Below are 10,723 nucleotides of genomic sequence, written 5' to 3'. Positions count from 1 at the left end.
ATTTTTTCCTGCGGTGTACGACGCCGACGCCGCTCAGGCCCTGATAACACTTCAACCATCTTATTATTCTGACTGGTATTAAACATAGTTCCAAGACTACCTCTTATTTTAAGAGAGGCGAAGCGTCTGGTGATCTATGGGGCTAATCTAATCGGAAACATGCCCTGACGACAGGAATTATTTTAATTTGGTTCGTTACTATTTTCCTGATAATACCGGGGTATTGATTTCTCACGAACCACCACCTGCGAGAGAGTTCTCCAGAGGTAGTCATCCTTATGCGACCTGGGCTGCACCGGTATATTCAATTAGATAAAGTGTTCTACAACCGGGCCAACGTCACTGTCACCTCAGCGGCGTTAGTCCGGGGCCTTTGAACAGACCTAATCGTGAGGACAGGATATGTCTATCGGGCCAGGGGTAACCTAAATTTCAGGATTCATGTCACAAACATGTCCCACTTAGATAATTCGGAGGAAATTAAAGAGGCGTAACCTACTGATTTTAAATGGTACGCCCTACAGGATTCGAACCTGTGACCCACGGCTTAGAAGGCCGTTGCTCTATCCAACTGAGCTAAGGGCGCCCGGAAAGGCTTTATCTTACAGAATAAAGTGGCTGAATTATACGTTCAGCCACCGGTGAGTCAATGGCTTTGGCGCCATATGCTGGCGTTATAACCAATAGCATACTCAACGCAGCGGGTCGCTATGCCGCTTTTGCAGCAGCGCCCGGTCGGTCGCTGCTGCGTGTTGGGCCAGAATCGGAAAGTCATGCGGCGCATAGAACCTTTCCGGTACCGGCAGCGCTTTCATATCCTTAGTGGGATAGATACGCAGTTCTCCGAGTTGCGCCAGTGTGAGTCCGCTAATGCACTGCGGCAGCGCCAGCGTTCGGGGCGCCCGCATTTCACCGGCGAGCGGCGTGGGGGTACGGCGTTCGCCCACATCATAATTGCGATTGAGCACCAGGAACTTCTCCGGCACCCGACGCTGGCTGTCCCACCATTCGCCGTCAACATCGCGAAAACGCTGTTCCGTCTCTTTCTTATCCACCGCCTCAAGGTTGTTCAGAGCCGCATGTAACGCCTTGTCCATCGCCTGGTTATACGCCTTTAACGAACCGGCTTCTCCCTGCAATATCACCCGAGCAGCCAGCCGGGCTCCCAGCAAATTCGAGTAGAGATCTTCCGGCGAGAACGCAGAAATTTCTTCCGGGAACCCCGGAACTGATTCAAAACCGTACCACTGGGCAATCTCGTGCCACTGGGCCAACTGCCAGGCCAGGTGCGCAGCCAGCCACGCCGCCAGTTCAAAGCGTCGAGCCGGATCCGCAGGCGGCGTAAACCGATTTAGCTGAATGCGGCGCAGGCCCAGTTCGTTGCTGAAAAAAATACGCCCCTCCTGCCCCAGCTGCGGGTAGATCCGCGAAAACAGATACAGGGTGTTGTCGGCGGTATCCCGCACGTGGGCGATATCAATGAAGCCACCGCGCCGGGTGTAGATAAGCCCGTTACGCTCTTTGCTGATCCCCAACAGGTTTTTCAGGGCGCCGAAAGCGCTGTCGTTGTACTGATGATGACCGAGCGTTTCCAGCGTCAATACGTTGCCAATCTGGTAAAACGGCACCGGAATATTGAACGCGCTGACGTGCAAATTGCTACCGAAGGCGCAGCATGGACGTAGCGATTCCGGTGCCGGAACTGACTCCATCGGGGTCTGGGCTCCCCTGGCGAACGCATTATCGACAAAGCCAAACAGCGACAGGCAAACCGCCGCTACTATGAATACTCGAACCAAAATGTCTCTCCGACACAAAAAGGTAATCAGGCATTATCGCCGTACCCCGGATGACAGGGCGCGGACGGCAGTGTAGTCAGGAATAATGGCGTATCGCTATGCGGAATGTGCCGGCGTATCGCCGGCCAGCGCTTTTAAGAGGATTCCCGGCGCAGGAGGCAGCGCCGAGGGCGGCCAGTGGGGCTATTCAACAAAGTAGAGCGCCGCCCGATTTTCTCCATAACCTAACAGGGCGCTGCACGCTTTCCAGTAAAGCAGGATCTTATCCTCGTCCTGCTCGTGCTCGGCTTTTTCTTTAATCAACATGGCCAGCGTTTCGCGGCTGACCTCACGGTTTTTAATTACCAGTTCGAGGAGAGCTTCACCAAAAATAGATGCTGCTACGGCTCTTTTTTCATCTGACATTAACTCCTCCTCTTTTTTTGATCTCAGTCAAAATATAGATGAATCACTGATTGATGTTGCCTATCGCTGTGATTAATAAACAAAGTGGAGTTATCTGATTGCGCCTGCGAAATTTATTGGGTGTGAATAAGCGGGGAAGGTTGTTTTTTAGACGAAATAGCAATTAATGATAAAAGAAAATTAATTCCATTGCGCGACTTTATTCATATTTAAGTGATTGAGACTCCCGACGGCATTCCATCGCACCGGAAGTCTCGATGACGATTATCGTTTTTTCTTTCTGCCCTGCACCGCTTTAAAGCGCGGATTCGCTTTGCAGATCACATACAGCCTTCCCTTGCGCCGAACAATGCGACAGTCCGGATGACGTTGCTTTGCACCGCGCAGCGAATTAACGACCTGCATCCTTGCCTCCTTTGAAGAAACGGGCGAAGCGCTGATTAAAGCGCGCCGTACTGCCTTCACTGGTCAGTATCTTCTGTTTGCCGGTATAAAACGGATGAGAAACCGACGACACATCAATGGCGACATAGGGATACGCCACACCATCCAGTTCAATCTGACGTTCGGTACGGATGGTGGATCCCACCTTAATGTAATGGTCGGCGCTGGTGTCGTGGAACACCACGGTGCGATAGCCAGGGTGAATATCGGGTTTCACAGGCACTCCTCTTTACTGTCTAATGTTATAACATAACAATATACAGCGTCGATACCGTTATGGCAATCCACACGCGAACATCCATCCGTAAAACCCAATCTGCCGGACATCGCTGATAATGAGAAATCAAAGGTAGCGATGCTTAACACCGACGACAGGCGCTGCTACCGCCTACCGGGCAACGAGGATTACGCGATCTTCCCGCCCGGACAGGTTCACAGCCCGTTATATAAAAGATGGCTCTCATTACATCTGGCGAATATCGAACCTTCATTTATCAGCGCATCAACTCAAAGTAACGCTTAACACCACAGGAGCACCATGTTCTCCACCAGAGGTACAGAACCTTCCGCCTTAATCACATCATATGTTAAATTAGGAATAAAACCCGAAACAAAACGCTACCCAACAATCTTTATTGTTATTTACAACCAAAAAATAATGACAATAAAGAATAAAAAACTAAATCAGTAAAGTTATGTTTCTTAGGCTAAAGCATTGTGATACAAACCTTAACGTTTTCTTATAACGTATTTCTACATAGAAAAATGATCGGGCATTATCAATTTTCAATACCAGTATTAAAAATCACCTTCCCGAAAGGTGTTACTGATTATCGATACAGGAGCAGACAAAAGCCGCAGAAAGAACCTCTGCCAGCCGGGTAAGGGATTAGCCCCAAAGGTGATAAAGCAGAGTCGACCCCTTTGATAACCGCATCTACAGGATATGGTCATCAACTAATAATAAAAACATTATACTCATAAACAAAACTCTTATCAGAATTTAATTTTTTCTTATGAATACAGCAAAACATAAAGACATTGTTCAACAGTGGAGCTCTGATGCCGTATCAGGGAATTTCCCCCCCTGACGTCACCCTCAGTATGTTTAGCATATTTGATAAAAACTCAATGCCCCGAATAAACCGAGGAAAATAAGATGAAAACGGCATCCGTAATTATCATGGACGAGCAACCTATTGTCAGAATGTCGATTGACCTTTTACTACAACGCAACGAAAAAATCACCGTCGTATTAAAAACCGATGACAGCAGGGAAGTCCTTAACCACCTACGTAACCAGACGGTAGATCTGATTATCCTGGATATCGAACTCCCCGGCACAGACGGGTTTACACTACTAAAAAGGATAAAAAGCCTTCAAAAGCAAACAAAGGTTCTATTCTTATCCTCAAAATCAGAGAGTTTTTACGCCATCAGGGCAATGCACGCGGGCGCCAATGGATTCGTCAGCAAACGCAAGGATCAAAATGATATCTATAATGCTGTAGATATGTTACTGGCCGGTTACTCCTTTTTCCCCTCCGACACTCTGGATGTTATTAACAATAAAAGAACACGGAATGGAAAACTGAATGAGACATCACTATCCGATCGTGAAGTGACGGTATTACGCTACCTTGCCCACGGCTTATCAAATAAGGAGATAGCCAGCCAGTTATTATTAAGCAATAAAACCATTAGCGCACATAAAGCCAATATTTTCGCCAAACTAGGAATCAGTTCAATCGTAGAGCTAATTGATTATGCAAAGTCCTATGAACTGTTATAGCATCCTCTCTATTTAACAGCCCCATCGCATCGCTGAATACTCTCATTTCAGCGATGTGTCTGATAATTTCGTTCAGAAATAATTAATCATAAATGTTGCATCAGCGTCAGCACTCCCGGCCGTCACATTATCAGCAATGGCAATATAATTAGCAAAAAATTGCAGCGTGGCGTTTCCATCGCTGTCGACTGAGACCCCCTGGCTTTCACTTTCCAGCGCCAGTCGCTGTCTGTCGCTGTTGCGAATCTCCACTGCCACATTACCGGCCGTACTGCCGTCAGACAGTGCCAGTAACGAAGGAATCGTCGCTGCTCGCCCGGAAAAGGCAATGGATACCGACCCGGGCGGACACCCCGTCAGGCGCAAACTAAAAGGCACCAGCGCACTGATACTCCCCGCCGTCGCCAGCTGCTTTGTCGCCCAACGCCCAAGCTGAACCGTCTTGTTTTCATTCCCCGGTGCGGCGACGCAGCTTAGCCCCACCACGTTACCGCGCAGTTCAATATTGATTTCCCCTAACGAGGATCCCTGCGTAGCGCCAACAATTCCAGGGAATATCAACGCCAGCAGTAGCGTAAATATCACTATTCCATTCATCCCCTTCCCCTTAATCATAATCCACACGCAAATAGCCCCTGGCCGTGAAAGGGCCTTCAGCAGGCTTATTACCGGTAACGCTGATCGGCCAGGCGCGGATCGGAACGCTGGCGGCGGCACCGCTATCCAGTTGGAAGCCAATCTTACTGCCGGGGTTGTTCGGCGTTAGCGGCGTTCCGCTACTTCCGGAAACCATAAATCCCAGATCGCTGTTGTCCGAAACCATCGCCGTGCCTGATGCACGCTCCGCCTCCAGACGCAAAGAGAGATATGCCTGGGCATCCACGTTAGTACACTTAATGGCGATCGTTTTAGTCTGTGGGTTAACGCCCCGTGGACGGTTTCCGGCGCCCGCCTGGCTAAACAATGCCGCGCCAATGTCGCCGAAGTCGAACTCCACCACCTGACCGGCGTTAACTTCACAACTCTGGGGCACTTCAACCCGTCCGCTATAGCTGATGGTATAAACCGGCGTGACTAACGCTTCCCCCTGAGCCGTGGTGACATAGACCCGAAACATGGTCTGGCGCGGTATCGGCACCATATTGATAAAAGGCCGGATCACCTTCAGGCGAAACACCAGTTTTGAATCCTTAACCGGAAACGGCCTCTGTTTTGGCACATTAGGGTGGCGCCCCATGCGAATGTCGTTAACGGGTGGAAAAAAGCGTCCGGCAAAATCATCGGTAATGCTCATCGCGCCATCCAGGTAATCATTCAGTTTCAGATACCGGAAACCGTCCTGAGTACTCTGCACCGGCAGATCGCTGACGTAGCTGCGGTAGGTATAATCCACCCCGGTACCCGCCGGACAGGTGGCCCTGACCCCAACCCAACCGGACTTTTCCGTCAGTTCAACAAGTTGCCCAATGCTATTATTGCTGCTGTTCAAAGTTTGCGACAAATCGTAATAAATATCGGTCGGCGTACCTTCAGAATTTAGACATAGCCCGGCCTGAACGGGTAACGCCGCCAGCAGGGTGAACACCGCCAGAGTAATGACTGTTTTCATTGCGATCCTTTCTGAGTTACCGCCGATGTCGGCAGACAAACGGCGGTTTCCATCACCACGGGTTTATTCATTGCCGAAGGCGGCAGCGCATAGTTGGCCAGGCAGCGCATATCAGCGCCTTCCCCCCACTGCGCCAGCAGTTGCCCCCTAAGCGGCAACCCGCTAATCCAGGCCTGCCCTTCATCACCTACCATTCCTGTGGCCCCGCTCTGGATTTCCCGAACCGTCGCCCCAAAGGGGATAGCGCGGCTGTGGCGGGTCAAGGTGATCAGCGCCCGAACCCCAATACGGGTATTGAAATCCGCCCGAACCATAGCACCCCGGGTGGGCACCACATTACTGACGTTACGTTCGATATCGGTGTGATTGTTCATGCTGTTGACATCCAGCGCGATGCGGTTGTGGCGATATACCGTGGCGTAAGGCACCACCGTATAACCGCGCCAGTCAGTCTGAACCCCGGTCTGATTTTCGATCCGAATACCGGATGCCCCCGGCGCTTTAATCAGCACGTTGCTATCCCCCAACGACTGGCTGAGAGTAATACCATTGGCGTGCGCTACCGCGCCGCCGGAAAGCTGCCAGTTATATTGATGCTGATGGCGATCGTAGTTATATCCGGCTCCCAGAGTGCCATACGTCCCCTGCCAGTTCGCGTTCAGACTACCGCTACTGCCACTGGTATTACTGTGCCCCTGGTTCACGCTGTAGTTCAGGTTGCGACCTTCCAGCAGCGTGCCGCTGACCCCGGTTTGCCAGCGACTATTGCCGTTGGAGTTACGGCTGGCGCCGAAGGTTGCGTAAGCGCGATCCAACGCTGTTTCGCGCAGATAGTGGCGCCCCGTCAGGGTGCTAATCGGAACCGATAAATTTAACGCGACAATGCGCTCATTGTCAGAAAGCCCCATCGATTTATTCCAGGACCAGGAGAGGGAGTAACTGACGCCGTGCCAGCCCCCCGAATAGCCCATCTGGTACCAGGTATTCGATTCGCTGGTGCCCCACCAGGTTTGCTGGCTGCCTGAAACATAAAACGATCCATAGCTCCCCAGCGACTGAGAGAGGTTGACCTGAACCCGCCCTTTCTTGCCGTAGCGCAGATTGTGATAGCTACGCGCTACCGGCACGCGGTGGCCGCTACCGTCAGTATCCATCTCATACTCATAGCCTTCGATGGACTCCCATGCCACATCGTCCAGGGTATAAAAACCGCGTGTCGAATAGCGGTAGCCCAACATCTGGAAGTGAGTACCGTAAGGACTCAAGGATTTGGCATAAAGAAAGCGCAGAGACTGCCCCTTATGCCTGCTGCCATCGGAAAGTTCGCTGTTGGCGTGGGTCATATCCAGCGAAACCGCGCCCCACTCCCCCATGTTTTTTCCTGCTCCCAGGGTTAGCGCCTTATAGCGTGAGGCCATCTGGGTGCCGCCATACAGGGTATAGCCCTGAGGCAGCCCGGCGATGGCCGTTCCCTGCACGAAAAAGGGACTGGACTGCTGCGCGCTGCCGCTACGGAAGTCGCCGACCACCAGCTCATACTTCAGGCGCCCTTCACGTTGCAGCATCGGTACCGTGGAATACGGCACCGTATACTGCTGGCGGCTACCGTCTTTTTCTTCCACGGTCACATCCAGATCGCCACTGGACGAGGTGGGGTTAAGATCGCTGATGGCGAACGCCCCCGGGGGGACATAGCTCTGATAGATAACATAGCCATTCTGACGCACCACCACTTTGGCATTACCCCGGGCGATACCGCGTACGGTCGGCGCGTAGCCCTGCAGGCTATCCGGATACATGCTATCGGAGGAGCTTAACCGCATGCCGCGAAAGCCCAGGCTATCGTAAATCTCGTTGCTGCTGTTACCGTCGCCCATCACCAGCTCGGATTTCAGCGGTATCACCGTACGCTGCACCCAGGTTCCGATATTACGCCAGCGGCCTCCCCCGCCGCCGTTACCGTTGGTATGGCTCCAGCTCCCGTTATTTCGCAGCCGCCACGGGCCATAGTTCAGACCGCTCTGCAGACTCAGGTAGCCGCTGTCATCGCCGGAACCACGATTACCGGTAAAGCTGTAGTTCAGCAACGCCGCCGGAATTCCTTCATCCCACTCTTCCGGCGGAATATAGCCGCGAGCGCTATTGCTTAGCGATGCCTGAGGCAGGCTAATGTTCAGACGCAGCGTCGCGAAATCGAGATCGGCCAGCGCGCCCGGAATGGCCTGCGCCAGCGCAACGCACTCGCCGGGCTGATACTTTTCCAGCGCCGGAAAAGCGCGCAGATTCACCCCCAGCCGTTTCAGCCAGTCGATATCCAGGCAGGGGGTAAGTCCGCCGGATTTCACCTGCGCGCCAGGGGGCCGGGCCGCTTCATCAAACCGGATATCCCGGCTCGCGATAAACTCATCGTTACGCCAGACATCCACCCGATAAACGCCGGGCGCCTGACCGTGGCCTTTAGCAAAACGGGTCAGATCCGCGATGCTTGCGGTATCCTCGGATAAAAACGCCGGGTTAAAATAACTTTCGCCAAAGCCCTGTGCGGGATACAACGCCGCCATCAGTGCGACCGTCAAAGCGGCCAGCCGCAATTCATCCCTGCCCGTCCTGAGTCGGCATCCTTGTGACCTGTTCATTGTCCCTCCCGTCATTCCAATGGCGCTTTAGCGCATGGCGACGCTTTGCACCGGCGTCAGCGCGCCATAGTCATTTACGGTCTGGAAGGTCACGGCGCCCTGAACGCCAGAGGCCAGGTGAACGCGAGCGCTCTGCTGCGGGGGAACCATGGTGTTAGGGAGCTTCGTCTCCCCTATCTTCAGATTGACCAGCGTGACGTAATAGGGTGTCGGGTTATCAATAGCCAGGGCGCCGCCGCCGCGGCTGAAACGCAGCCTCGACCGCGCCTCTTCCGGCTGCATGCGCAATTTTAATGGGCGAACAAACAGTTTAATGCGCGACAGAATCGCCAGTTGCAGCACGTTCTTACCTTCGATACTCTCTTTTTCTACCGAAGGAATGGCCTTCACATTCATCCAGAACAGCGATTCACGGTCATCGGGCAATGGCTCGCCGACATAGATAATGCGTAGCGTATTTTCGCTTTTCGGCTCGCTCACAAACAGCGGCGGTGTAACCACAAAGCGCTTATCTTTCTTGCCGGCCTCATTATCAACCCAGGCATTAATCAGATATCGATCCCGGACGTCGCTATTAGTAATCGCCAGAGAGGTTTGCTGGGCACCAGCGGGATAAATTACCCGGGTCGCACCTAACGCCACACCGCCAGCCGCCTGGCTGGTAAACGGAAGAAATAGCAGGAGCCAGAGAAAAAACAGGCCTGTTCTAAAATTATCATTCATTTAATGCCACCATCAGAATAAAAGAGTCAGGGATAAACCAGCGTGAACCACAGAGTGGAATGAACCTGTCCCGGTGTTATTTCCCGGGACACGGCGCGATAGCGCGCAATAAAATGCAGGGCATTATCTCTGTTCGGTAATAGCGTTATGGACTGAACACCGGGAATAATGAGCTGCTGTCCGGCGTCAAACAGCGCCAGACCGATACCGCTGCTGATATCACGGCCGTCAACCCGGATCGCCGCCAGAAAGACCTGAGGATCTTCATCCGGGGTTTCGCCACTAAACATGATCCCCACGCTGCGCAGAATGTCCGGGCGGCAGCCGGTAAGCCGGACGCTAAAGGGCACGCTCAGCGGCGCATAGCTCCCCACGCCGGAAAAAAAGTGACTGCGATAGCTCCCCATATCCACATTCATATGATGGTCTTCAGACACCACAGCACAGGCTCCATTGACCAGCTTTCCCTGCAAATGAAGCCGACCACCGTCAATAGTGATGAAGCTCTTCGCCAGTGCCAGACTGGTGGGGGCTATCACCAGCAGCAGCAGCCATTGCCATATTTTCATCTTGCCTCAATTTCCTGCCAGAAAAGCGCCCCCTCCCTGGAGCGAACCTTCATCCTTGTGCGTAACCGTTATTCGTATTTCATTACAAAGGTCGCATCGGCATTGGCCTGACCGGCAGTCGCTGTCGCAGCAGTCGCCTTGTAACGAGCGCTAAAGTTCAGCGTGTTTGCCCCTTTTACCAGCGCCTGGGCAGTAGAAAAGCGGGAACCGTTCGGTGTCAGCACCCGGGAGGTATTGTCCAGAATCTCAATGCCTACGCCGGTAGCGGTGGTGGTATTATCTCCCGAAGAAATCGCCAGCAGCGTCGGATCGGTGGCATCAGACTGGCCAGAGAAAGCAACAGAAGCCGTAGAGGAAACGCTGGGATCGCAGTCATTTAGCACGATGGTAAACGGAATTTTCGCACTGGTATCGCCAACTTTGGTGAAGGCGGCAGTACGGTACTGGCCAAGACGCACTATTTTATCCGCAGATTCAGTACTAACGGCGCAGGCGGCATTAACCAAATCACCTTTGAAATGGATAGTGCCGCCGTTTACCACAACCGCCTCGGCAGGCTCATCAGCACTTACGCTACAGACAGTCAGCATGGCAGCAGACATAACACTCAGAGTAATTTTATTCAATTTCATGGAAATTCCTTTAATTAACACGCATTCGGAAAATGCTTCCTGCATCATTCCGTTTTAATCATCACTGGTATTAAAAATACCGTAAAGCGCTCCACATCCTTTGGAGTAATACCT

At 52.4% G+C, this 10,723-nt stretch carries 11 protein-coding genes and 1 tRNA gene; 1 reads left to right on the top strand and 11 read right to left on the bottom strand.

The window, feature by feature from the left end; genetic code table 11:
- Nucleotides 1-509: 509 nt before the first annotated feature.
- The 5 genes from V3W49_RS09900 to V3W49_RS09880 all read right to left on the bottom strand — a co-directional run bounded on the left by V3W49_RS09900 (nt 510) and on the right by V3W49_RS09880 (nt 2,865).
- Nucleotides 510-586: transfer RNA gene (locus V3W49_RS09900), tRNA-Arg, on the bottom strand.
- A 106-nt stretch (nt 587-692) separates the two neighbouring features.
- Nucleotides 693-1,712 (bottom strand): DUF4056 domain-containing protein, encoded by a 1,020-nt coding sequence (locus V3W49_RS09895; RefSeq protein WP_500145185.1) that lies wholly within the window; start codon nt 1,710-1,712, stop codon nt 693-695.
- Nucleotides 1,713-1,982: 270 nt separating this feature from the next.
- Entirely contained in the window at nt 1,983-2,204 is a 222-nt protein-coding gene (locus tag V3W49_RS09890; RefSeq protein WP_500145182.1) for a DUF2767 domain-containing protein, read from the bottom strand.
- Nucleotides 2,205-2,468: 264 nt separating this feature from the next.
- The gene (gene ykgO / locus V3W49_RS09885; protein WP_500145181.1) at nt 2,469-2,609 is read right to left on the bottom strand and encodes a type B 50S ribosomal protein L36; all 141 of its coding nucleotides are present in this window, start codon (nt 2,607-2,609) and stop codon (nt 2,469-2,471) included.
- Complete coding sequence (locus tag V3W49_RS09880; RefSeq protein WP_500145180.1) at nt 2,596-2,865, bottom strand: type B 50S ribosomal protein L31; 270 nt, start codon at nt 2,863-2,865, stop codon at nt 2,596-2,598. The genes ykgO and V3W49_RS09880 overlap by 14 nt, the downstream gene beginning before the upstream one ends.
- Before the next feature lie 942 nt (nt 2,866-3,807).
- Here V3W49_RS09880 and fimZ point away from each other — a divergent pair.
- Nucleotides 3,808-4,440 (top strand): fimbria biosynthesis transcriptional regulator FimZ, encoded by a 633-nt coding sequence (gene fimZ / locus V3W49_RS09875; protein ID WP_500145179.1) that lies wholly within the window; start codon nt 3,808-3,810, stop codon nt 4,438-4,440.
- 72 nt (nt 4,441-4,512) lie between these two features.
- On the opposite strand, the gene sfmF is transcribed toward fimZ, so the two are convergent.
- The 6 genes from sfmF to fimA all read right to left on the bottom strand — a co-directional run bounded on the left by sfmF (nt 4,513) and on the right by fimA (nt 10,609).
- The gene (sfmF, locus tag V3W49_RS09870; protein WP_500145178.1) at nt 4,513-5,037 is read right to left on the bottom strand and encodes a fimbria assembly protein; all 525 of its coding nucleotides are present in this window, start codon (nt 5,035-5,037) and stop codon (nt 4,513-4,515) included.
- A 10-nt stretch (nt 5,038-5,047) separates the two neighbouring features.
- A complete protein-coding gene (fimH, locus tag V3W49_RS09865; protein ID WP_500145177.1) occupies nt 5,048-6,049 on the bottom strand; it encodes a type 1 fimbria D-mannose specific adhesin FimH in 1,002 nt (333 codons plus the stop codon).
- A complete protein-coding gene (locus tag V3W49_RS09860; protein WP_500145176.1) occupies nt 6,046-8,685 on the bottom strand; it encodes a fimbrial biogenesis usher protein in 2,640 nt (879 codons plus the stop codon). Before V3W49_RS09860 ends, fimH begins: the two co-directional genes overlap by 4 nt.
- Before the next feature lie 27 nt (nt 8,686-8,712).
- Nucleotides 8,713-9,408: a type 1 fimbria chaperone FimC gene (fimC, locus tag V3W49_RS09855; protein ID WP_500145175.1), complete on the bottom strand. Its 696-nt coding sequence runs from the start codon at nt 9,406-9,408 to the stop codon at nt 8,713-8,715.
- Between the two features lie 26 nt (nt 9,409-9,434).
- On the bottom strand, nt 9,435-9,977 hold the full coding sequence (locus V3W49_RS09850; protein WP_500145174.1) for a fimbrial protein: 543 nt from the start codon (nt 9,975-9,977) through the stop codon (nt 9,435-9,437).
- Nucleotides 9,978-10,045: 68 nt separating this feature from the next.
- The gene (gene fimA / locus V3W49_RS09845; RefSeq protein ID WP_500145173.1) at nt 10,046-10,609 is read right to left on the bottom strand and encodes a type 1 fimbrial major subunit FimA; all 564 of its coding nucleotides are present in this window, start codon (nt 10,607-10,609) and stop codon (nt 10,046-10,048) included.
- Nucleotides 10,610-10,723: the final 114 nt, after the last annotated feature.

The sequence above is a fragment of the Rosenbergiella sp. YN46 genome (assembly GCF_036620675.1).
Classification (GTDB): domain Bacteria; phylum Pseudomonadota; class Gammaproteobacteria; order Enterobacterales; family Enterobacteriaceae; genus Jejubacter.
This window is presented reverse-complemented; position numbering and strand designations above follow the sequence as displayed.

Excerpts from the sequence above, each read along its gene's own strand:
- V3W49_RS09895 (WP_500145185.1), bottom strand. The coding sequence starts at position 1,712 with ATGGAGTCAGTTCCGGCACCGGAATCGCTACGTCCATGCTGCGCCTTC.
- V3W49_RS09890 (WP_500145182.1), bottom strand. The coding sequence starts at position 2,204 with ATGTCAGATGAAAAAAGAGCCGTAGCAGCATCTATTTTTGGTGAAGCT.
- ykgO (WP_500145181.1), bottom strand. The coding sequence starts at position 2,609 with ATGCAGGTCGTTAATTCGCTGCGCGGTGCAAAGCAACGTCATCCGGAC.
- fimZ (WP_500145179.1), top strand. The coding sequence starts at position 3,808 with ATGAAAACGGCATCCGTAATTATCATGGACGAGCAACCTATTGTCAGA.
- sfmF (WP_500145178.1), bottom strand. The coding sequence starts at position 5,037 with ATGAATGGAATAGTGATATTTACGCTACTGCTGGCGTTGATATTCCCT.
- fimH (WP_500145177.1), bottom strand. The coding sequence starts at position 6,049 with ATGAAAACAGTCATTACTCTGGCGGTGTTCACCCTGCTGGCGGCGTTA.
- V3W49_RS09860 (WP_500145176.1), bottom strand. The coding sequence starts at position 8,685 with ATGAACAGGTCACAAGGATGCCGACTCAGGACGGGCAGGGATGAATTG.
- fimC (WP_500145175.1), bottom strand. The coding sequence starts at position 9,408 with ATGAATGATAATTTTAGAACAGGCCTGTTTTTTCTCTGGCTCCTGCTA.
- V3W49_RS09850 (WP_500145174.1), bottom strand. The coding sequence starts at position 9,977 with ATGAAAATATGGCAATGGCTGCTGCTGCTGGTGATAGCCCCCACCAGT.
- fimA (WP_500145173.1), bottom strand. The coding sequence starts at position 10,609 with ATGAAATTGAATAAAATTACTCTGAGTGTTATGTCTGCTGCCATGCTG.